Raw genomic sequence first — 23819 nt, 5'->3', positions numbered from 1 at the left:
ATTGCGCCAGGGATTTTTATTAAAAACCCGTCCCAGTGTCGAAAGTTCGGTTAAAGATCGGTAGTCACTACCGCAGCTCGCGAATTGCGTGAATAAACGCGAATAGGAAGAGGAAACTTTTTCAGAAAAATCCGTTGGCATAAAACGGCCGCGGCTTACCCCGATTAATCCCACACCCGTTCACAATTTTCGGCCGTTTTCGCTTGTGCCCGCCGGGTAAAAAATCAGTTATAGATGACAAAACGGCCTTCGAACCAGATCGGTTTGCCAAAACGGTTCAGCAGTTCACGTTGACGAGTGGTGTCAAAGGGTAGCCAGGTGCCATTTTCCAATAGGCCCCGGGGATATCCAAAAAAATCACCCGGACCAGCCAAAATCAGCACGATGGCTTTGGCATGAGCGAACTCCTGCCACACTTGTTCGCTTTCGTAAGGCTGGACCACAGCGGGATAGAACCAATGATGACGTGACGCCAACGGGATTTGCCCCCAAAACCCAACCCCATAACCAAGTGGAATGACGACAAACCCACGTTTCTGAGGTGTTTCCTGGTCAATCTGCTTAAGCCGGCTGATCAAGCCATCAAACTCGGCAGCCTCTTCTTTGGTCAAATACAATGCGCCACCGTTGGGCATGACATGCCTGACCAGATTTGCTGGCATGGGACGCAGGAGGTTCCTGGACAAATGAACGGGCAACACGCAAGCGCAGGGAATCAACATGAGGATCAAGCCGATCCGCCAAACTCCACGAGCAACCACCAACCAAAATGGCATGGCCATTACTGTCAACCAGCCATAAACCATGATGTTCGAGGAATGTTTGAAATAGATCAAACATCCGATCAAATAGAATATTGGGAAAAATATAAAACGCAGGCTGGTGATTTCCGGTGAACCCATCGCCCATTGGACATTGGTGGACGCTGATAGCCTCCCCAAAAGTGAGCGAACCAGATACCCAATGCCGAATAATACGCCGGCAACCAACACTAACTGATAGGATATGAAATAATTCCAATTACAGAACCCAGGCCACCGGTGCGCCGGCCCAACATACGAGGCATACCAGTCCAGCATATATTTGGGAAACACCGCATCCCAGGCATATCCTGATGGCATCAGGGAAAAGGCCAGACTCACCCAGAACGTTTGGAACAGGGCATAGCCCGCAAAAATTATTCCCAAGTTGCGCAACCAACCCCACCATTGTTGGCGCAGTCCCCCAGCCATTATCCAGGCAGAAACGTCCAGCAGTAACACGACCAAACCCGCAACAAAGCAGGAGCCGAATTTTACCCCCTGCAACGCCCCGAGTAACAGGCCTACCCAAAAGGCGTTACGCGCCGAGCGACCGCCAGGCGGATTCCACGTCAAGACGATCAGGATCAAACCAAGTTTTTCATAGCTGCCAGGGAGAAAGGTGCCACCCGTAAGAAAACAAAATTGAGTGAGCAAAAGGCCGGTCAACGCCGCCCATCGTGGCAGGTGTTTTAAGAACAGCCAACACGCTGCCATAACCGCCAAGGCATCGATCAGAATTTTATGGAGTTCAAAGGAAAACGGCGAGATACCGAAGAGCTTGGCGACCAGACTGAACCCCACTAATGGCACGGGACCATAATTAAAATAGAAATCGCGATATAGCAGATCGCCAGCCAAAAGATGACTGGCACAGTATAACATCGCCCCTTGATCCCACCACACATAATCTATTTGCGACGCTTGCGGTCGCACCCAGCCCAGATTGATCGCCTGACACAAGGCACTCAGCCCACCCATGAGCAACATCCAGCCAAAGAGCGGGAAAACCTTTGGCAAAGATGTTCGTTTGTCTGTATCCATGCCGATACTGTAAAATGACGCACTGGGAGAGACAATTACATTTTTCACTGCCAGGACGCACGGGCAAAAAAATACGGCTGGACGAGACGCCGTCCACTGGGGAACATGCCGGTACCGGCAGCGCCGAGTTCGCCAACGCGCCCAAGGACCGCACGCATTTCAATGAGCAGGGCGCGCGCGCCATGGCGGCGCTGGTGATGCCGGAGTTGCTGCGGCTGGAGCCACGGCTGAAGCCCTTGCTGGTGCCCGCCAAATGAGCCTCGCCCACCAGTCTCCAGCATCAGTCTCTTGCTCAGCGTTTCTTTTTATTTCTGGACTCCTTGGCAGACGGTGCCAACAACTGTTGGTAATCGCCGGGCATGATCCACACCCAATCGTCATTTTTGACATCGGTGGTCCATAATGTCTGGCCATCACCCGCTGCCGCACTTCCAAAAGATGGGTTATTGCTTGGTGAGTACATCCGGCCACCATCGTCCACCTGGTTCATCCCCAGCGAGTACACCAGATAACCACTATGCGGCAACACCCGATACCGCAGCGGCAGACTATCCATCATATCATTGGGAATGGCTGCAATAATTTGCGGCACTAATTCAGCCAAGTTGACGGGATATCGTCCCATCGTCAGCCGGTAACGTTCCAGCGCGCAGGCAACCTGTGCTTCATCGAGAAATGTTTGCATACGCGCGCTCTTGGAGGCGGCGCTGCCAAGCGCCGGCAATAACACTCTGGCAAAAAAACCGTATGGGGAGCTGCCGGTTTCCATGATCGTCCGGCTTTCCTCCTGTTCATTAAGCGGGATAAACCGGTGTTTGGCCGCGTCCATTCCGGTTAAATATAATTTCTGCTGAATCCGGGCGATCGTGACCTTGTTTTGCTCAAACCATCCGCTTGGGATAAGCGCCATCGATTGCACCGACAGTGGAACGCTAGCGTTTCCCCCATCCGTTGCCATACACAGAAATGGTGTTAAATCGGACCTTAGCCCTTGGCGTCGGAAATACTCCAGCCCATCCAGGCACGCCGCCCGCTCAGTCCGCATGGCGAAATTGAACTCCGTTACAATATCCTGGGATGCCAGATACTTTTGTATTTCGCTCAATTGCGCCTCGTTCCAGGCATGACGTGCCAGCCCTTCACGCAATGATTGCAAACTGACGGTCAACCCGGCGGTCCGTACCAAATGACTGATTAGACATGGCTCATGTTGGATGGAACCGGCCAGGCGAAAACTCAATTTAAGTTCCTCAAAAGCCTCCCCGGTATGGCCAGCAGCCAAGTTCGCCACGATTCGTATTTGTAGCACATGGATCAAGGGCCTGATCGTGCCCAGATGCGGCAACAAAATATTAAAGGGCATCGGCTCCTCATACGAAACCGGGAACCGGCAGAACGGACGCTCCGCCGAAGCGGCCAGCAGCTCTTTGATTTGTGGATCAAATTTGCTCATGGCCGTCACGATGTCCTGTGCGGCGGTACCGGATCCCGCTACCTGAGGGAAATTGGTATTACCACGAAAGAATTCCCGGGTGGCCTCAAGATCGGCAAAGGTTCCTTTATCCAAACTACCCAAGCGTAGCTCTGTCAAATTAACCCTATCCAGCCCCTTGGAAATCGCCTCCAAGCGCGCCAGGCCATTGGTATCGTTGTATCGCATTCCATTAGTGGTGCGTTGATAATCAAAAATGGATTTTAACAGAGGAGTCATCGCCAGATTTTGCGCCTCTGGAACCGGCGGAGGAACAAAGGCACTCAGCGTAAACTTTTCTCCTTTGGCCTCCCATTCCTTTTTGAATCCTTCCCACGCATACTTTCCGCGCAGGTTCTCCACCAGGTAGAACAGGGCGACCAGGGTGATCATGATTGCTACGCCCCACAGCATCCGCCGGATGATTCGCCACGAAAACCACCAACTTAAAAAGCGGCGAAGGATGGATGGCTCCCGCATGATCGTATCGTTTGATTTCTCATTCATAATCGTTCTCTAGAATTACACGGTTAAAGATACCGGATTCGCCTCGCTACGCGGGCTCGGCCGAAAGGGGGAAACCGCCGCGGGCTCGGAACGCAACGCCTCCGTCAATTCAACCCGCAGACGATTCTGCTCACGTAGCAACGCCAGCATTTGCGGCGAATCGGTTTCTGCCCTGGCCATGGCGGAGTCGGCGGTTCCCAAACAGACCACATGCATCAGCCCCAAAACCATCCATGTCGTGACAAAGCCCAGCCAGACCTTGCGGGAAGACCAAAATAATTCCAGCCAGAGCTGGTTCAAGAAACCGGCATTCCGTACCGGCTCGTATTTTGGCGCAGTGCCGTTGAATTCGGCCACAAATTCGCGTCGCAACGCGTCCAGCTTGGCATTGGCCGCTTGGTGGCGGGCTAATAACACTTCGCGTGGTGTTTTCATCGTTGTTTCTCCAGCAGTTGGCGCAGGGTTTTCTTCGCGTAATGAATTCGTGACTTTACGGTTCCCAACCCGGCGCCGGTTATCTCCGCGATCTCCTCCAGGGAAAAATCTTCCAGGAAATGAAGCAGCAAAACCGTGCGCTGCGGGATCGGCAATTGGTTCAGGCAACGCATAAAATCCTCCTCGGCTTCTTTGCGGATAAGCCAGTCACCCGGGTCTGCTTGCAAATCGGGTAAATCTTCTTCACACGCTTCGACCGGCACCTGCGCCACCGGTTTTCGCCGCCACTGTTGCGCGCATTTTTGATGAGCAATCCCGAACAGCCACGAGCCAAACCGGTCATTATCGCGCAATTGCATGAGATGGCGCGCGGCATTGATGAACGTCTCCTGGACAATATCCAGGCTGGCTTGCTCATCGTTGACCAGTTCAAATACATAGGTGTAAAGCGGCAACTGGTATCGGTGGAAAAGCGTGTCCCAAGCCCCCGGTTCCCCGGCCCTGGCTTGCTCCACCGGCAATTGTTCACTATTCGCCACTACCAGCATTTATACCCAGTAGAATGCGGATTGCCAGAAAAGGTTCAATACGACAGGAAGAAAGTCGGGCAAGTTAAAGCGCCAAGCATCGATCCGCTTAAGCAAGATCGCCATAAGCAATTTCGGAGCGCATCAGGAGGTCTGCGCTGTGCTCCTGTAATCACTCCAAGTTCCCGCCCGTGGCAGCAGCTTTATTTCCCCGGCTTGCCCGCGTCCAACACCGCCTGGGCATGGCGAGCGTAATGGCCGCGGAGGTCCGCCGCGTATTGTTTGAGGAGTTTTTCGCCCAGGCCGTCCTGATCCCCGCAATGGTAGAGCGCCCGCGCGAGCACAATCTCGCGCAGGGATTCGTTGCGCTGCACGTTTTCGGTTTTGCCGGGCAGCATTTGTTGTTGGGCGCTACCGATGGTCGTCGTCGAGTGCCCCATCATGCCGGGTTGCTGGAGGACTTGGAAGAGGAGTCCCGCCGCGCGGCGGTCGCCGATCGTTTCGAACGCCATGGCGCAGGCGCGGTGATGCGAGAATTCCTTGGCGGCATCCAGCGTGCGCGCTTTTTCGGCGATGACCTCGAACGCGCCGGGCTGGTGGGTGCGGCCCAAGGCGACGATGTATGAATCCAGCTCGCTCAAGCTGCGGCCAAACTGGCTCATGCCCTTGTAATTCCAGCCGGTGTCAAAGCCCTTGGCGTTGCGGATGTGCGCCAGCAACGTGGGTCCGCCGCTGGCGTTGCCGAGCATCGCCAGGATGTGCGCGTAGGCGAGTTTTTTCTCGCCTTGGGCGGCGGCGTGCGCCTTTTCCAACAGCGCAATGGAATCCTGCGGTTGCGCGAAAATGATGGCGAGCGCATCGCGATCCCGGATCACGCCATCCACCTCGTTGGTGGCGTTGGCGGCTTTCGTCACCTGCGCCACCGCTTCGGCCACGCGCGCCAGCGGCATGGGGAAGGAGTCTTTATACGCGAGCGCCTCCTCCGGGATGATGCCGACTTCCACCAGATGCTTCTGCAACGCTTTCATATCCACTTTGCGGATCGTGTCCGCGCTGTGGGCCACCATCGCGGCGGCGCGGCCGCACGCGTAGCCCTGGTTCTGGATGTCCGGCTGCATGCGGATCACCGGCATCGCGTCGCGGTGCGCGCTGACGCCCAGGCCCGTCACCAGGATGCCATCCAACCCCTGCGGCAACAACGCGCGCATCGGCACGCACAAGCTCAAGCCCTTCTTGTCCGGCGGCATCGCCACAAACAACGGATGCACCGTGAACCCGTGCGAGTCGAAATTACTCTTGGACAACACCAGCGCATCCGGGTACGTGCGGGCGAGGATGATGTCCATGGGCGAAATCGTGATGTCCCCTACGATGCGGCGGCGCTCCCGCGTATCCACGAGCTGCCCCAAATCATACGCGCCCCGGAAACGCTGGCGCGATAGGATGAATTGATGCCAGAAATCCACGACATCCGTATCATCGGCGAACATGTAATCGGTGTTGATGGAGCCGCCGCCCAGCTCGCGCGGCGGCAAACCCGTGCCTTGCACGCCGACATCATCGGCATCCGTATAGACGTACTTCGCGCCGGCGGCGGCGGCGACATCGGCGTTGCCCGTGGAATCAATCACCGTCTTGGCAATGACCACACCACGCCCTTCCGGTGTGACGAGGATGACGCCCTTGACCACGCCGTTCTCCACCAGCGCGCCGCAGCCGAGTACGCCGAACCAAACCTCGGCCCCGGCCTTGCGGTTGGCTTGCCGCCACCATTCCACCTTGGGGTTGATCTCCCACGCGCCCGTTCGCGGCGCGGGGCGTTTCGGATCGTGCATCGTGGCCACGCCCTTATCCACCTCGGCGGTGAATCCGCCGCGATAACCGTGATAATACGAGCCGATCATGCCCAGTGTGCCCACGCCGCCCAAGCCGTGCAGATACTCAACCAGCAGGGTCTTGGCGCCGCCCCGCGCTGCGCCGATGCCGGCGGGCGCGCCGCCCGTGCCGCCGCCCACCACCACGCAATCGTACATGCCCAGGACTGGCAATGCCCGCTCCGGCGAATGCAGCTTCGCCGCTTTGCGTTCGACGGGGCGCAGGCCGGTGAGCGTTTCCCTCAACTCGCCCGTGAACGTGCTGGTTTTGGGAGCCTCATGGATGGCGGTGCCCGCCGCCACCGTCGGACCGACCGGCGCGGGCAACGATTTGGCCTCGGCGGCGGCAGCTTTGCCCACGCGCGACCCCAGGTCCATGAGCGCGAGCGGGCGCAACACGAGCGCGGCCTGATCGCGCGGCAAATCAGCGCATCCCCCCAGCACGTAAAAACGGCTGGTGCCATGCGGGCGGAACGCATCCAGGTCCAGCGCCGCGACTCCTGTCCATGGTTGCGTGATACTTTTCTTGCCGCGCATCGGGTCAGGCGGCACTTGAAACAGGATTTCTGATTCGTCCAGGAGACCGGATTGCCACGTCAAATCGCGCGCCTGGTGATCGGCCTCGGCAAAGGACGCGAAACTGCCATCGCGCATCGGGAGGCGCAGCGTGTATTCGATCACGGGCGCGTCCTTGGAGCCGTCCTTGAACGTGCGCACCGACTTGTAAGTCTGGCTCAACTTGCGTGCGGTGAGCTTCGGGTTCGCCACCGGTTCGCCGCCCACGACCACCCGTTGGAAGACGTATTCCCCGGCGGGATACGGCTGGAACTGGGCGCCCGCCATGCGCGCCACGATGCCCCGTGGCGTGGCGTCAATGATGACCTTGGCAAGGACCGCCTGGCGGCCGGAGCGGTTGACCATCACCACACCGCACGGCTTGTTCTGCGCGTCCACCAGCAATTCAGTGGGATAACAACTGAAGAGGAAATCCACCTTGGCTGCCACCAGCGCCTCGTCAAGCACCCGCTTGGCCTGCATGGGCTTGACCAGCTTCACGAACCCTTTGGACTCACCGCTTTTCGACGTTTGGAACACTGGAGCGGCGGGTTTTGCGACTTCACCGCCAGCCCCAATCAGCGTGATTTCCCCCAGCAACAAACGCTTGCCGCCTGCCACCCGCTGGAAGTCGAATTTGACGTAACGCGCCGACGCGCCGATCGGCAGCGTCATCTGTAACACTTCTTTGACCGGGGCCGTGCAGGGAAACTTGCCGCCCTCGACCCACTTGACTTTGTCAGCGCTGGTCGAAACGCTCACGCTGCCGGGGTTGAAGTCCGAATCCGCCCGGTAGTAGCACACCACGCGCGCCTCTTTGACCGGTTTGGCGCTGCCCAAGTCGGCGATGACTGCCACGTCCCCGTTATATTGCACGCTGTGCCGGCTGGAATCGGTGAATAGCCCGTCTTTCAATCGGGACGGCGGCTCCGTGTCCCGATGTTTCAGGACGGCGGGAATGCTGGTGGTGTATGAATAATCCAGGGCGTTCGATTCCCGCTGTCCGGACCCACCCACGCTCGCGTCATCCTCGCCGGGTTCGGCGAAGATGCGGCGGGCCAAGGGGGATTGGGGCTGCTCGGACTCCTCCAACCACAGCCGCAGCGTGGAGCACATGTCCTCGCCCAGATACGAGCGCGGGGCGAGCAGGAAAACCCTGGCTCCCGCCTCTGCCGCCGCCATGGCGGCGCTGGCCGCCCCGGATGATCCGCCCACCACCACCACATCCACCTCCTTGGCGATGGGAATCTCCCGGGCCGACTCCGTAACCGTGCCGCGCGCCACAAATGCCGGCAGGACGGACAGGACGCCGCCCAAGGCAACGCCCATAAAATAGTTACGCATGGTGCTCATAAAGATGGGGTGATGTTACTCGTGTGGTCGCACAATGCAACGCGGAATGGATGGAAAGTCACCTCCCCGGAACACTCTTTTCATCATCAAATGCTGGTCAAGCAACCCGCGTTCCGCTAAGGTGGGCTCACAATTTAACGTGACCCCATTTTTTATGAATACATTCAACCGACGCGCGTTTATGAAAAATTCCGCCGGCGCCATCGCCGCCGTGTCCGTGCTCAACGGCCCGAGCGCCTTTGCGGCAAATGATAAAATGGTCGTGGGCGTGATGGGGCTGGGAGGGCGCGGCACGTTTCTGGCGGAGAAGTTTGCCGAGCGCCCGGACGTGGAACTCGCCTATCTCTGCGACCCGGATTCCCGCCGCCTGCCACGGGCCAAGGACACCGTAACCAAGGCCGGGAAGCACACGCCGAAACTGGTGCAGGATTTCCGGCGCATCCTGGAGGACAAGTCCGTGGACGTGGTGGTGAACGCCACGCCCGATCATTGGCACGCCTTGGGCACCATCCTTGCCTGCCAGGCCGGCAAGCATGTGTACGTGGAAAAACCGCTGTCGCATAACCTCTGGGAAGGGCGCCAGATGGTCGCGGCGGCGCGCAAGTATCAACGCGTGGTCCAAGCCGGGTTGCAGACCCGCAGCACGCGCTATCTGCAGGATGCCATGGCCTATATCAAGACCGGCCAACTCGGGGACGTAAAACTGGTGAAGGTCTATAACATGATGAACCACCCGTTTGTCAAAGCCGGGCCAGACCAGCCGGTGCCGGAAGGGTTCGATTATGAATTGTGGTGCGGTCCGGCCCCCAAAGCACCCTACAACCCCAGTCGCCGGTGGTTAGGGTATTTTGATTACAGTTGCGGCCCCATCCCCGGCGACCTGGTACACCAAGTGGATGCGGCGCGCTGCCTCATGGGCGATCCGCCCGCCCCCGGTAGCGTCAACCATACGGGCGGAATCAGTGTGCTGAAAGATGGCCGCGACACGCCGGATACCCAAATCGCCTCGTTCGACTATGGCTCCTTTACACTGATCACCGAGTCCTCCTTGTGGACGCCATATATCATGAAGACGCCCATGGACATGCGGGATAAAGATGTGCCACCGAACTGGCCGTTTAACAGCACGCGGGTGGAGCTTTATGGCACCAAGGGATTCCTGTACTTTGGCCGGCATGGCGATGGCTGGCAGGCGTTTGACGAAAAGGGCAAGTCCGTCGTATCTGCGTGCGGACGGCAGGCGGACCGGGAGCATGTGCAGAATTTCCTCGACTGCATCCGCTCCAACAAGCTGCCCAACGCCGATGTGGAACAGGCACACCAATCCACGCTGCTCTGTCACCTGGCCAATACCTCCTGGCGATTGGGCAACATCCGGCTGGAATTTGATGGCGCCTCGGAAACGTTCCGCAATCCCGCAGCCAACCGCTATCTGCGGCGCACCTATCGGGAACCATGGGCGGTGCCGGAAAAAGTTTGACCCGAAATCCGAAGTGACGCACGGCAATCTCGCTACCGCGGAATGGCGCGCAAGGTGTCGAAACGGCCCGCCCGTGACTCAAACCTTCACTTGCTTCAACACCTCCTGCAAGGTGTGCGTGAACTCTTGAAGCCGGTAGGGTTTGGTAACCATCGCATCAAAACCGTGCTCGCGATGGTGGGCCATGACGGGATCTTCTGAGTAACCGCTTGAGACGATGGCTTTGAGGTGGGGATCCAGGGCGCGGAGGCGTTGCAACGCCTCCAATCCACCCATGCCACCGGGAACGGTGAGATCAAGAATCACGACGGAAATCGGCTGGTGGGCGGCGCGGGCCTCTTCGTAAATACGCAAGGCTTCAGCACCGTCCGCCGCCGCCTTGACCTCGTAGCCCAACGGTTGAAGCATCCGAATCACCAAGGAGCGGATGGGCTCCTCGTCATCCATGATCAGAATGCGGCCCTGCCCAGCCAACGGCTCGGGGGGCGGCTCCGCTGGGGCGACCGTTGGCGTACTGGATGCCGGCAGATGAATCTGAAAGGTGGTGCCCCGCCCGAGTTCCGACTGCACCGTGATGTTCCCTTCGTGTTTGCGGATGATGGAGTACGTGGTCGCCAAACCGAGGCCGCTGCCTTGTTTCTTCGTGGTGAAGTACGGGTCGAAGATGCGCTGACAGTGCTCCGGCGCGATGCCGGTGCCGGTGTCCTGGATGGTGATCGAGATATAGCGGCCGGGACGCAGCACCGTACCGTGATGTTCCGGGATCGAAACGTTGGCCGCGCGCACGTCCAACGTGCCGCCCTTGGGCATGGCTTGGATGCCATTGAGCACGAGATTGTGGATGACCTGACTGATCTGGCCCACGTCAATGCTGGCCGGCCACAAGTCAGTGGCCAACTCAAGTTGCAGCCCGACGTTGGAACCGTGCAGGACAAAGGCGGTGGTTTCCTTGATGATCTCCGCCAGCGAGGCGCTCTGCTTCATCGGCGAACCACCCTTGGAGAACGTCAAGAGTTGGCGGGTGAGATCGCCGGCGCGGGCGGCGGCTTTCTCCGCGTGGAGCAAGGCCTCAGCCAGTTCGTCCTGCGGTTGCGCGATCAACCGGGCGAGCGAAATATTGCCGAGAATGGCCGTGAGAATATTGTTGAAGTCATGCGCGATGCCGCCCGCCAGCAGACCGATGGATTCGAGTTTGCTGGCCTTGAGCAGTTCCTGCGTCGTGCGCTCCTTCTCAGTGACATCGCGGAATACCAACACGACGCCGATGATCTGGCCGGCACGATCGCGGATCGGCGCGCTGCTGCTGGCAATGAGGCGCTGCGTGCCGTCGCGCGAGACGAGCAGGGTGCCTTCACTGGGTTCCACCGGACCGCCGCTGGCGAGCACGCGGGTCACGGGGTTCTCACAAGGCTGCCGCGTCTTATCATGAAATAGTTGCAGCACTTCCGGCAGGGGACGGGTCGCAGCTTCGGCCGCACCCCAGCCGGTGAGTTGTTCCGCCACCGGATTGAACAGCACGATGCAACCCTCGCGATCCGTGGCCACTACGGCGTCACCAATGGAGCGGAGCGTGACCGCGAGGCGCTCCTTTTCATCGGCCAACGCGGCTTCAATGCGGCGGCGCTGGACAATTTCATCCTGAAGCTGGCTGGTGCGCTCGGTCACCCGGCGTTCAAGATCATCCTGCGTCTTTTGCAGGGCAACGTCGCGGGCCTGAATTTGCGTCAACATCTCGTTGAACCCCTCAATGAGGAGCCCCACTTCATCATGGCTCTGACTGACGGCCCGTAACGAGTAGTCCTTGCGCTCCGTCACGTCACGGGCAGTCCGGGCCAGCTCAAGGATGGGCTGGGAGACAATGCGTTGGAGGCGTGCGGCCAGCCCAAAGGCAATCCACCAGCAGGCCAGCAGCACCAGCATCGCCAAACCCAGGTACTGCCCAAAACGCGCCCGGATGGGGCTGAATTCCGACCGCAGATAGAGCGTGCCGGCAACGTGGTTATCATGCATGACCGGCTGAAAAACCACGAGATGCCCCGCCTCGGATTGAACACCTTGGGGAATCGGATTGAGCCAGCGGACCGGCTCGGGATTGAATTCGTTCGTGTAACCGGCCAGCAAGCGCCGGTTTTCATCAAAGACACAAGCAAGGTCGAACTGCGGGCGCATCTGCAGTACCCGCAGGATGCGGCGGGCGTGGTCCGCATCGCCAAACTCGACGGCGGCACTGACGTTGGCAGCGAGGATTTCCGCCTGGGTTTGCACGTCGCGCCGCGCGGTGTCGCGGAGAATGAACCATTCATAGACGCTGAACGAGCCCGCCGCCAACAGCAGGGCGAGTGTGCTGCTGGCCATTACCAGCACCAGCAATTTTCGACGGAGCGGAAGATCAAGGAGGCAGCGCATGGTTATTGGGAACGGGATTGAGGACGCTCCCGAGTGGGGAGGGCCAGCTCAAGTAACTGGGAACTGACTTGCAAGCCCACCCGCACGGCGGACTGACGATTAATCTCGAAGCGCAGACTCTGCTCGCGCACCACCAGGTTGATCATCACGCCCGTTTCGCCGTAGCCCGGCGAGTCCCCCACCGTGAGCAAGGGGACCGTCTTGATCGCTTCGAGAATGGCAGGCAACCGTGCCTGTTCCGATGACGCGATGAACAGCATCTGACACCGTGCCAAAAGGACATCTTCAACTCTGGCAAAGCGCTGAAACTCCACAGCGCGACCATGGACACGCTTGCTGGCGAGCACCGCCTCCAACTTCGGCCCGAACGGGTCCCGCCCCAGAATGCCGATAACAATAGGGGCATTGGTTGTGTCAAACGACTGCACCGGCCATTCGACAAACATGGCGAATTTGTGGAGAAAGGCCGCCTTGAGTTCGTACTCGCTGCGCCCGGGAGGCGTAGTGGCATGACTTGTAACCAAGAGCCCCCACCAAGCCAACAGCAACACGAGACTGTCCGCGACCCGCCACCACCCTGGACCACAGCCATCCATTACCGCTCGACGGCTTCCGCTTCCTTTCCTGATGGTGATACGTGTCTTCAACTCTGGTGCAATTTGATAGGGTAGTGCTTGCGACGGATGTGTTTTAGAAGCGATACGTGAGTTTTACACGAAATGACCGTCCGTCCTGCCAGAGCCGGTCCTGGATATGTCCCGGGCCACCGGGAAAAGCGTAACGCGTGTCGAACAGGTTATAGACACTAGCAGAAGCCTCCACGCCTTTGATGATCCGCTGACTGTAAAGCGTCCAATTCATAACGCAGAAGTCGTCCACAGCCGAACCCGTGATGGTTTGCACGCGACCGGAGTATTGCACTTCCACGCCGGTGAAGACCTTGTCCTGCCAGAGTGGGGCGAGAACGTTGAGCTTGGCCAGGTGCTGGGGCGAATTGACCAGGATAGCGCCGGTGGTGGCGTCCTCGGCGCGTTGGAGTGCGTAGCTGGCACGTGCACGCGCGCCGCAGGGTGGCAACCACGCGAGTTCCGTCTCGATCCCCTTGGCGTTGGCACCGCCAGTGTTTCTGAACATAAACGAGTTGGGTGCCACCTCGACCTGGTACATGAGATCATCAATATGGTAGTAATAACCGCTCAAGGTCAGTTGCAAATTGGCCGGCAGCCGCTGCTCATAGACGGCTTCGTAGGTCTGGATTTTCTCTGGGGACAGATCTGGATTACCGACGTTGGCCGGCAGCACCTGGTAGCGGGTTTCAAACATATTCGGCGCACGAAATGCCGTTCCATAAAGCAGCTTGAAGGTGGTTGGCTGCCACGGGTTATAGATCAGGCCAGCCCGCGGATTGGCGTTGCCGCCAAACATTTCAAAGTAATCGTAGCGCACACCGGCGTTCAAATGCAGGTTGGTTAGAACCGTGAAATCCCCTTGCGCATAGAAGGCCGCGTCCAAACTGGAGCGATGGTCGTCCAGATAGACGGTGCGCGGGTTCACATCATAAAAGGACTGGTCCTGATGAAGATGGTCGCGCATTTCCGCGCCAAAAGTAAACACATGCTGGCGCCAGTGCCGCGTCCACTGGATTTCCCCCCCTACGGTCTGGGCCAGATCGTCGTCGCGGCTCATCGCCGCGCCAGGCGGAGCCGCGGGGGGATTCGGATAATCCGCCGTGTAGCGGTAGTCGTCGAAATAGACACGTGCCAGAAGTTCATTGTCCTCGTTGAGTGCGCGTTGCCACTTCAGATCAATGTAGCCGCGATCATCCTGGGCGTTGTAGCGCGGATCATTAAACAGCGTGTCCCATGAGGCGGTGGGGATGTATTTCTGGCGCGCCACATAGGCGGCAGATAAAGTTAGGTCCTTCCAAGATAAGCTGCCGAACAGATTCCAGGCTTGTTCATGGTCGAGGTTATTCGCTATCCCATGGTTATTGGCGGGGGTATCGAACTCCTGAAAGTAGAGATGACGGTCACCAGCACTGTCGTAGTACGATCCGGAAAGTACAAACTGCACACCCGTATTGGTAAACGTGCCAGCGTAACTGAACCGCCCCTTGTAACTCTCCTGGCCGCCAACCTCCCCGGACACCTCCACATTCTTCAAATCCGCAGCGCGCTTGGTGATAACATTGATCACGCCGAAGAACGCGCTGCTGCCGTAAAGCGAGGAGCTGGGACCACGCACAACCTCCACGCGGTCAATGAGGTCCACGTCGAGAATGAACTCGTGACCAATATACCCGCCACCAAAGAGCCCGTCGTTCAGACGATGCCCGTCCACCAACACCAGCACACGGGAATTATAATCCGAAGGCCGGCTGAAGCCACGGACCCCAAGATACGAATAACTCCGATCATAGCTGACGTACAGCCCGCGCACGCTACGCAACACATCTGCCAACGTGCGGTAACCGTAAATTTTGATCTCCTCCGACGTGATCACCGACACCGACGACGGCGCCTCGCTCGCCTTTTGCGTGAATCGCGACGGGGTGGACACATGCTCGATCTTCACTGCCATGAGTTCCTGAAGCGAGAGCGCAGTTAAATCCTCCGCCGCACTAGCGGAAGCCAGATAATCCGCAGCGCCTGCCAGGCAAGACCAAAGGCAGAACAATGCGACAGCGCACCTGAGTCGTCTCGCGGTCAAAAATGATTTCATATTGAGTTCATGGTTGACCCGTGCGTGATCCAGTCGTGTTCGCGCAACCAGACCGCAGCGGATCAAATTAACATCTTTCCGCTTCTAACAGACCTGAGGGCTTCCCCCCCCCCGGTTTACACTTCGACTCCAAGCGCGCCGCTAATCCCCAACCCGCACTTATTTATTATTCGGCGGCACGACTTTTGCGGGAGCGTTCGGGCGAAATTCGACATTGAGGTCGGGACTGCCGCTCTTGGCGGGTTCCGGCTTCTTCACACCCCATTGGAGGCCGGCGGCGCCACGCTTATCCGAGTACATGCCCTTGCGCATCCAATCGAGCCGTTGGGCAACCGCCTGCTCCTCTTTGAGTTTCTTCACCTGCTCCTTGAGCAACGCCATATTGTTAAATTGCCGCTCGAGTTCGGACTTCTCCGCGAGCATCCGCTTGAGTTCCTTGAGCAGGGATTCCCGGTCACCTTCGGAAGCTGCCAGTTTGCGCTCGGTATCTGAAATTTTCAACTCGAGCTGGCCGATCTGGTTGGTCAACTCGCCCAAGCGCTGCGCCTGACGGTCGCGTTCGGCCTCAAGGTCGGTGATTTTTTTGGCGCGTTGGTCAATATCCGCCTGCAGGGCCTTGGCCATCTCTTCAAGTTGTTTGGCGCGTTCCGCGGCCACCCGGGCAGCCTCGGCGGATTCCCCCTTCACGCGTTCCACTTCCCCCTGGGTTTGCTTGAGATTGGAGGTGAGTTCTTCGATCTTCTTCTCCGCATTGTTTAGATTGGTGGTCAGGTTGATGTTCACCAATCGTTCTTCCTCAAGCTTGGCGCTGGTCTGGGACAGGTCATTGGAAAAGGTGACGACCGTCTTCGTTTCGACGATTTTTATTTCATCCGTCTTCTTCCCAAGCTTGATGAGCGCCACACCCAGGAAGATGCAGATGATAATCACTACAATTAATGCGACTTTCGTTTTCATAGCCGGGCAAAGCATGACGTGGAGCGGCGATTTTGGCAAGAATTGTTGTACGCTTGATTTATGCGCGTGAACGGCTACATTCTCCCCGTGCGACTGCCATCCTCAATTGGAGTTATGACGCTGCCCAACGCCGTGCTGTTTCCCGGCGCGATGGTGCCGTTGTATATTTATGAACCGCGCTATCGGCGAATGCTGACCGATGCGCTGGGGACGCATCGCATGTTTTGTGTGGCCATGCGGCGGGCAGGTTGCAAGCGCACCCTGCCCTGCCCGATCGCCAGCGTGGGGCTGATTCGCGCCTGTGTGAAACACAAGGATAACACGTATCATCTGATCTTGATGGGGCTGAACCGGGTGGCATTGGGACCGGTGCTCAGTAGCCGCCCCTACCGTTTGCATGAAGTGAGCTACCTGAAAACCCCCACTGTAAACCAGCTCGAGGTGCAATCCTATGTGCATACCTTGCGGAAGGTCACCAAAGCCCGCTTGGAGTTGGGATTACCTTTCCCGGTTTCCGCCAAACCGTCAAAATCAGTCAAGTCCGCGCCGATCATTCCCACCGTGAGCGAGGTCATGGAATACCTGGATCAGATCAAGGACCCCGATCAACTGGCTGACATGGTGGCCGCCTCCATGCTCGTGGCACCGGAAAATCGCCAGGTCGTGCTGGAAACCGCCGACCTCCCCGAGCGGCTGCACATGCTGATTACCTGCCTGATGCACGAGATCGAAAAACTCAAGGGCGGCTCGGGCCCATCATAGCTTCATCCGCCAACCGTCATGCGCCGGACAAAAGTAACAACGGGTACTGACCAGCGCTATTGGTTATAGGTGGAAGTAACCGTCCCGATCCAAAAGTTGTCCGAGCCATTGCGTGAGATGTTGACTTGGGTGACGTGTCCCGCGTTGTACGTATTGCCAAAGGTGCATTGGATGTGGACCGCATTTTGCGCATCCGTGCAGAGTTGCAGCACGCCGGCAACGGCGGGATTGGTCGTCCAGCCCGCGTAAAAATTGACAGCGACGCCCTGATCGCTCATACCCATGCACGTGATCGTTTGCGCCGGGCACCCGGCGGGATAGCGGATCACCAGTCCGCCGTAAGTGCCATCGCGCTGCAAGGTGAGATAGTCGCTGCGGGCCACGACATTGGAGACTTGGATGGCCAGGCTATTGATGCGGCGGATGACTAAACCCTGGGGATAAGGAGCATCCGTGGTGTTGGTTTCCGTACCCAGACGGATCAACCCGCTCACCTTGACGTTCGTGCTGACGGTGAGGGGGGCGGTAAATGTCTGGCCGGCATTCAGTAGTGCCACGTTGGCGGAAAGTCGGCTGTCCGCCAGCGTGCCGGTGGTGATGTCCGTGCCGGCATGGTTGTGGATATTCGACGCGAACGCTCCGCTGTTTAAGCCATCCAATAAATCGGCGTTCAAGTTGGTCACCAGGATGGAATTGCCGACCGTAAATGGAGCTCCGCTGGCCGGAGCAAATGCGGCGGTTCCGGTAAACGTTTGGTTGGTATTGAGGCGTGGAATATTGGCCGAATGCCGCGCATCCGGCAAGATGCCGACGAGGTTGGTGGCGTTGAGGTTGGTCGCCCCGCCCGCGTTGCCGTTGAAGTTACCCGTGAACGTGCCGGCCAGACTGTTGGCCACGTTGGAAAGCGTGTTGACGCCGGAAAATGTCTGATTGGCATTAAGCAACGCCACGTTGGTCGAAAGCCGGGTGTCCGCCAGCGTCCCGCTGGCTAGATTGCCCGCGCTGACGTTGGTTAGATTGGCGCCATTGCCGCGAAAGGCGTCGGCGGTGACAATGCCGGCCACATGTAAGGCGCTGACGGGATTCGTGATCCCGATGCCGACGCCGCCGGAGGCACGAATGAGGAATTGATTGAAGGCGGTGGAGGGAAAATCCGCCCCGGTGGCATCCGCCCAGACAAACGAACCGTTGTGCAAGGATAACGCATGATAGCCCAAGGCAAAACCGTAAGCATTGCTGGCCACCGAACCATAGCCCATAGCCACGGAGTATCCCCCATTGGCGATTGTATTCCCGCCCACAGCGGTGGCACCAAAACCGGAGGCGATGGTGTTCATGCCCATGGCGGTGGCCGCACCGCCGCTGGCGGTGGTCCCCATGCCCATGGCGGTGGCGTAGTTGGCAGTGGATGTGGTGCTGTTTCCCATGGCGGTGGCCACATAGCCATTGGCGATGGAGGCGTTGCCCATGGCAATGGAGCAGAAACCGCCAGCCGTGTTGCTTTGGCCGCCAGGAATGGTTGCGCCCACGGAAAGCCCGCTGATGACGTTCCCCATACCGCCGCCAATCGCTCCAAAGGAGGCGCTACTTTGTACAACGTTGGAAATGCCGCCAGAGATGCTGGAATGGACCGTGCTACCTTGAATGGTGTTGTTGGCGCCGCCGGCAATGGTGGAACCCGAAACCGCCAGCAAAACCGAATTATTGCTGGCGCCAGCAATCAGGTTGGGCATGCCGCCAGCACCCGGTTCGAAGCGCACCGCCCGCTGATTGTTGACTTTGAATTCCAACGGCTGGTTGTCCGTGGTGCCCAGGAAATTGACTCCAACCGTGCTGTTACTGTTGCCACCCAACTGCCAGAAGGCGGTGGCGTTTAACCCATCGAGTTGATCGGCATTCAGGTTGGCAACCAGGGTGGAACTTCCCACGGCAAATGGCGCCCCGACAGGGTAGAACGAGACGGTGCCAGTGAAGCTTTGGTTGGCGTTCAGGCGCGGGATATTGGCGGAGAGCCGCGCATCAGCCACGGTGCCGCTGGCCAGCGTGCTGGCGTTCAGGTTGGTGAGGCTCCCGGCGTTGCCTGTGAAACTGCCGGTGAACGTTCCTGCCAGGGTATTGGCCGCATTGGTGAGCGTGTTGGCGCCGGCGAACGCTTGATTGGCATTGAGCAACGCCACATTGGCGGACAGTCGCGCATCCGGCAGGGTGCCGATCACATTGGTGCCGATCACATTGGTAAGCCCGCTGGCGTTGCCGTTAAAGGCTCCCGTGAAGGTTCCGGCCAAGGAATTCGCCGCGTTGGTAAGCTGGTTCACCCCGGAGAACGCCTGGTTCGCGTTCAACAGCGTCACATTGGTCGAAAGCCGGGCCTCGGCGAGGGTGCCGCTGGCAACGGTGCTCGCATTCAAGTTGGTCAGGCTTCCCGCATTGCCGCTGAAGCTGCCGGTAAACGAACCCGCCAGCGTGTTCGCGGCGTTCGTGAGTTGGTTTACGCCCGCGAACGTCTGATTCGCGTTTAGTAGCGCCACGTTGGTGGAGAGTCGCGCGTCCGCTAGGGTGCCGACCACGTTCGCGGCGTTCACATTGGTCAGTCCGGCGGCGTTGCCGCTAAAGCCGCCGGTAAATGCACCCGACATGGCATTCGCCGTATTGGTGAGACGATTAATACCGGAGAACGTCTGATTCCCATTCAGCAGCGTCACATTGGTGGAAAGCCGGGCCTCCACGAGGGTGCCGCTGGCCAAGGTGCTCGCATTCAGATTGGTCAAACTTGCACCATTGCCGCTGAAACTACCGACAAATACCCCCGCGACGGTGTTCGCCGCATTGGTCAGGTTGTTGATGCCTGAAAATGTCTGATTCGCACTCAGCAATGCCACGTTGGCAGAGAGTTGGCGGTCTGTTAGCGTCCCGTTCAGACTGGTGGTCGGGATATCGGTGAGCCCGAACCCGCTGCCTTGATAAACAGGAGCGTTAGCCACTTGGAGTGCATAAATGCGAATCCCATCCGCGCCGTTTGCCAGAATGGCATTATTGCCGGCAATGGTGATATTTTGGGCATACCCATAATCCTTGGTAGTGGCCACCTGGATCGGATTAGCCGGGTTGCTCAGGTCGTAAATGAGCATGCCTTCAAAGCTGAGGCCCAGGCAGAGATAACGCTCCGTCATCGCCAGGGCGGATGGGGTTTTGCCAGTATTGACGTAACTCACCGGAAGCACGTTCAGCGGGTCGCTGATATCCGCAATGCACACCCAGCCATTAACGGTGGCATAACAGAGGTATCGCCCAGCGGCGGCGACTGCCATGGTACTCGAGGAATTGAGCAATCGCACACTCATGGGATTGGCGGGGTTGGAGACATCGTAAATGCGCAAGCCGCTGTTTACCGAGGCCAGGTAGGCGTAATTTCCCACCACCACGACTTGCCGCGCGAGGCCACCATCATTGGCATGGCCCACATTCACCGGATTGACCGGATTGGAAATGTCATAAATGCGCAAGCCATCGCCATCCGCAGCCAGATAGGCATAATGACCGACTACCGTGCTATTTTGCGCCCAACCGCCGTTGTTGGTCGCAGCCAGACTAACTGGATTGGTGGGAGTGGAAATGTCGTAAATGTGCAATCCATGCAGAGTTTCTGCCACGTACAACCGATTGCTGACGATGGTGACGCTCACGGCATATCCCCCATCATTGGTTCCCCCAACCAGAACCGGCTGTGAGGGATTAGCGAGGTTAAAGACGCGCAAACCATCCTCTCCATTAGCGGAATAGAGATAAGTGCCAGCCACTGCCACGCTGAAGACTCCGCTCAATCCGCCATTGGTGATTTTACTCAGGTTGAGCCCGCTCGAAACGTAGAGTGGTCCCGTCAGAGCAGACGCATCCACGTTGGTTAACCCGGCACCGTTGCCAGCAAAACTCCCGGCAAACCAATTGGCCGGATTATCAAAACGATTTGAGCCTTGATAGTACCCAGGGCCGGCAAAGGCATTGATCCCGGTGAAGGTCTGATTGGCATCAAGCCGGGCCACGTTGTGGGAAAGCCGGGCATCTGACAGGGTCCCCAGCGTCATCCCGGCGGCATTTAGATTCGTCATCCCAGAGCCATCCCCTTGAAACGCTGGCGCCGTCACGGTCTCCAGCAACACCAGGCGTAAACCCCGCATTGTGTCAGCCACGTACGCCACATTGCCGGCAATGGCCACCCGCTCCGCCAAGCCACCGGTATCGAGATGGCCAAGGTCCAGGGGGCTGGCCGGGTTGGAAATATCATAAAGGCGCAGCCCATCGCTCCCGTTGGCCAGGCAGGCATAACGTCCCGCGATGCGGACACTTGTGGCCGAAGAACCCATCACGCCAGGACAGCGGCTGATGAACGTAGGGTTTTGCGGGTCCGTGATGTCAAAAATGCTCAGGCCCCAACTTCCATTGGCCAGATAGGCATACCGTCCCGCGATGGTCGCATTCTGGGCGTAACCGCCGCCCAAGACCGTTTCGGTAAGCACTTTGACCAGGATGGGGGCGGCCGGGTTGGACACCTCATAAATATGAAATCCTTCGGCATAATTGGCGACATAGGCATAATTGCCGGCCACCGTCACCCCCTTGGCTTGCGGGCTGGAGGTAAGGTGGCATACGCCGACCGGATTGGCCGGGTTGGAAACATCATAAATGCGCACGCCATCGTAATCGTTGGCCAGAAAAACGAAATTGCCGGATACCGCCACGCCTCGGGCGATGCCGCCTTGATTAGTGCGGGCCACCAGCACCGGGTTGGCCGGATTGGAAAGGTCATAGACGAGCAATCCGTTCATCGTGTCAGCCACGTAGGCGTGGCTGCCGGAAATCGCCACCTCCACCGGCGATCCGCCCGTGTTGGTTTGGCCCACCAATATCGGCGAGTCGGGATTGGCAAGGTCATAAACGCGCAAGTCGTGGGCCAGGCAGACGAGAAACGCATTGTTGCTGGTCACGGCCACGCCACTGACTCCACTCGCATCATTCGTCTGGCTGACCCCCACTCCGTGCGCGACGCCCAGCGCTCCCGATAGTTGGTTCGCGTCCAGATTCGTCAACCCGGCACCGTTTCCGGAAAAAGCGGTGGCCGCCACGCGTCCAGAAAATGTTGGGCTGCCGCTTTGCAGCACCACGTTGGGACTGAGCCGCGCGTCCGCCAGTGTTCCCACCAGGTTATCTGCGATGATGTTCGTTAGCCCCAACCCATCCCCGCGGAAGGCCACGGCGTTGAATGCTTCCAAGGCATAGATCAGCAGTCCATCCGCATCGGTGGCCACATAAACATAATTGCCGGCCGCCGCTGGGGTGCGCATGCCGGTACTGTCACGGTTCTGTTGCACCACCACCGGATTGGTTTTGTCCGCCACGTCGTAAATGTAGAGTCCGGAGTTAAAGGCGGCGGCGCAGACATAATGGCTGCTGACTGCCAGGCCGCGGAAAAAGACGTGGTTGTATTCTTGCGAGAGCCGCACGGGATGAACCGGGTCGGCAAGGTCATAAATCGCCAAACCCACTGTCACCACGCCGACATAGGCGTAGGTTCCAGCGATGGTGAAACAGTCTACCTCGGCGGCGATCTGACCGGCCAGGACCGGGTTGGCGGGGGTGGTAATATCATAAATACCAATCCCACCAACCCCCATACCCAGGTAGGCATAATGGCCTGCGACGGCCACTTGCCCGATCGAGTTGGACGCGGTCAGGTGCGCGACGTTGACGGGATTGGCCGGATTGGAAACATCATAAATGCGCAGGCCATCGCTATCGTTGGCCAGGTAAGCGTAAGCGTCCGAAACGGCCACCTTCAGAGCCTGGCCGCCGTTGTTGATCCCGCCCACCTGGACGGGGGTCGTAGGCGTGGAGATATCAAAAATCCTTAGCCCACCGGAATGGCAGGCCAAATACGCATAGTTGCCGGCCACAGCCACATCCATCACCAGCAAGTTCCAGTTCGTGAAGCATAAAAGCACGGGTTGGGCGGGATTGGCCACGTCGTAAATCCGGAGTCCTCGAACCCCGCAGGCCAGGTATGCATAGCGGCCCGCAACGGTCACCGCCGTAACAGAATTATTGGTGCCATCCCTGAGGATTTGGGTCAGCTTGGTTCCAATCTGAAGGGCGAGCGGTCCCGTTAGACTGGCGGCATTGAGATTGGTCAGGCCGCCCGCGTTACCGCTAAATCCGGTGGCCTTCAGCGTGCCGGCAAACGTGGCGCTGCGGTTCTGCAACGCCACATTGGTGGAGAGCCGGGCATCGGACAAGGTGCCGGTAAGACCAGCGGCGGGCACGCTGGCGGCGGTGCCAGCACTGGGCGAATAGAGCGCATATGGCGTTGCCGTGACTGGCTGACGCGGAGTGAGGGTGGTAAATCCGCCGGCGCTGCCATTGGGGCGCACCCCAATCTCAAGCCAGCGCGCGCTGCCATCGAACATGCCCGAGCCAAAATCCAGAAACACGGTAAACGTCCCATTGCTCAGGCTGGTGCCAGTCTGGGTGATCGGCCCGCTCAAGCTGCCTCCGCCCGTCGGCCCGTCGTAGAGGGAAAATTGCAGATCGTAAAGCCCATTGGCGGCAGCACCGCCATCACGCAGTTGTCCCTGGTACGTGAACGCCGTGCCAAGTGGGGCGGCCGCTCCCAAGGCAGCAGCCAAAAACCAGATTGACAGGCAGACCACTCCCATTCGCATTACACTTAAATCCTTATCACGCATATAATTATCACTCATACTTACTCAGAAAAACAGCCGGTAGTCAAGGATAACGTCCTGCCAAGCAGATTTGCACTGAACCAGGATTGACCACGACCAATCGGGTCGGCTTCAAATTATTGAGAAAATAGAAACCGAGAAAATATTTTCTGGTATGACCATTACAACCGACTGGTGCTTGGCTATCGTCAGA

Annotated in this window: 13 protein-coding genes; 3 read left to right on the top strand and 10 right to left on the bottom strand. The window is 58.4% G+C overall.

From position 1 onward, the window contains the following. Positions 1-224 precede the first annotated feature (224 nt). The gene (locus WCO56_13540) at positions 225-1820 is read right to left on the bottom strand and encodes a hypothetical protein (protein MEI7730592.1); all 1596 of its coding nucleotides are present in this window, start codon (positions 1818-1820) and stop codon (positions 225-227) included. A gap of 38 nt (positions 1821-1858) precedes the next feature. Here WCO56_13540 and WCO56_13535 point away from each other — a divergent pair, with 38 nt between their 5' ends. Continuing rightward, a complete protein-coding gene (locus WCO56_13535; GenBank protein MEI7730591.1) occupies positions 1859-2101 on the top strand; it encodes a hypothetical protein in 243 nt (80 codons plus the stop codon). A 35-nt stretch (positions 2102-2136) separates the two neighbouring features. Here the strand turns inward: WCO56_13535 and WCO56_13530 are convergent, their stop codons facing one another. The 4 genes from WCO56_13530 to WCO56_13515 all read right to left on the bottom strand — a co-directional run bounded on the left by WCO56_13530 (position 2137) and on the right by WCO56_13515 (position 8566). Then, positions 2137-3822: a hypothetical protein gene (locus tag WCO56_13530; GenBank protein ID MEI7730590.1), complete on the bottom strand. Its 1686-nt coding sequence runs from the start codon at positions 3820-3822 to the stop codon at positions 2137-2139. Positions 3823-3837: 15 nt separating this feature from the next. Then, on the bottom strand, positions 3838-4257 hold the full coding sequence (locus tag WCO56_13525; protein ID MEI7730589.1) for a hypothetical protein: 420 nt from the start codon (positions 4255-4257) through the stop codon (positions 3838-3840). Beyond that, positions 4254-4805 carry an RNA polymerase sigma factor gene (locus WCO56_13520; protein MEI7730588.1) on the bottom strand — a complete coding sequence of 184 codons (552 nt, stop codon included), beginning with the start codon at positions 4803-4805 and terminating at the stop codon, positions 4254-4256. The genes WCO56_13525 and WCO56_13520 overlap by 4 nt, the downstream gene beginning before the upstream one ends. A gap of 182 nt (positions 4806-4987) precedes the next feature. Continuing rightward, a complete protein-coding gene (locus tag WCO56_13515; protein MEI7730587.1) occupies positions 4988-8566 on the bottom strand; it encodes an FAD-dependent oxidoreductase in 3579 nt (1192 codons plus the stop codon). Between the two features lie 181 nt (positions 8567-8747). Between WCO56_13515 and WCO56_13510 the strand changes: the two genes are divergently transcribed. Further along, on the top strand, positions 8748-10046 hold the full coding sequence (locus WCO56_13510; GenBank protein ID MEI7730586.1) for a Gfo/Idh/MocA family oxidoreductase: 1299 nt from the start codon (positions 8748-8750) through the stop codon (positions 10044-10046). Positions 10047-10124: 78 nt separating this feature from the next. Here WCO56_13510 and WCO56_13505 read toward each other — a convergent pair whose 3' ends face one another. The 4 genes from WCO56_13505 to WCO56_13490 all read right to left on the bottom strand — a co-directional run bounded on the left by WCO56_13505 (position 10125) and on the right by WCO56_13490 (position 16130). Beyond that, a complete protein-coding gene (locus tag WCO56_13505; protein MEI7730585.1) occupies positions 10125-12452 on the bottom strand; it encodes an ATP-binding protein in 2328 nt (775 codons plus the stop codon). Between the two features lie 2 nt (positions 12453-12454). Further along, entirely contained in the window at positions 12455-13048 is a 594-nt protein-coding gene (locus WCO56_13500; GenBank protein ID MEI7730584.1) for a YfiR family protein, read from the bottom strand. 94 nt (positions 13049-13142) lie between these two features. Further along, positions 13143-15173 carry a TonB-dependent receptor gene (locus tag WCO56_13495; protein ID MEI7730583.1) on the bottom strand — a complete coding sequence of 677 codons (2031 nt, stop codon included), beginning with the start codon at positions 15171-15173 and terminating at the stop codon, positions 13143-13145. Positions 15174-15332: 159 nt separating this feature from the next. Next, complete coding sequence (locus WCO56_13490; protein ID MEI7730582.1) at positions 15333-16130, bottom strand: hypothetical protein; 798 nt, start codon at positions 16128-16130, stop codon at positions 15333-15335. Positions 16131-16244: 114 nt separating this feature from the next. On the opposite strand from WCO56_13490, the gene WCO56_13485 reads away from it, so the two are divergent. Further along, on the top strand, positions 16245-16892 hold the full coding sequence (locus tag WCO56_13485) for an LON peptidase substrate-binding domain-containing protein (protein MEI7730581.1): 648 nt from the start codon (positions 16245-16247) through the stop codon (positions 16890-16892). 56 nt (positions 16893-16948) lie between these two features. Here WCO56_13485 and WCO56_13480 read toward each other — a convergent pair whose 3' ends face one another. Further along, positions 16949-23644, bottom strand: a complete 6696-nt coding sequence (locus WCO56_13480) for a hypothetical protein (GenBank protein MEI7730580.1) — start codon at positions 23642-23644, stop codon at positions 16949-16951. Positions 23645-23819: the final 175 nt, after the last annotated feature.

Source organism: Verrucomicrobiota bacterium, from assembly GCA_037139415.1.
Taxonomy (GTDB): Bacteria; Verrucomicrobiota; Verrucomicrobiia; order Limisphaerales; family Fontisphaeraceae; genus JBAXGN01.
This window is presented reverse-complemented; position numbering and strand designations above follow the sequence as displayed.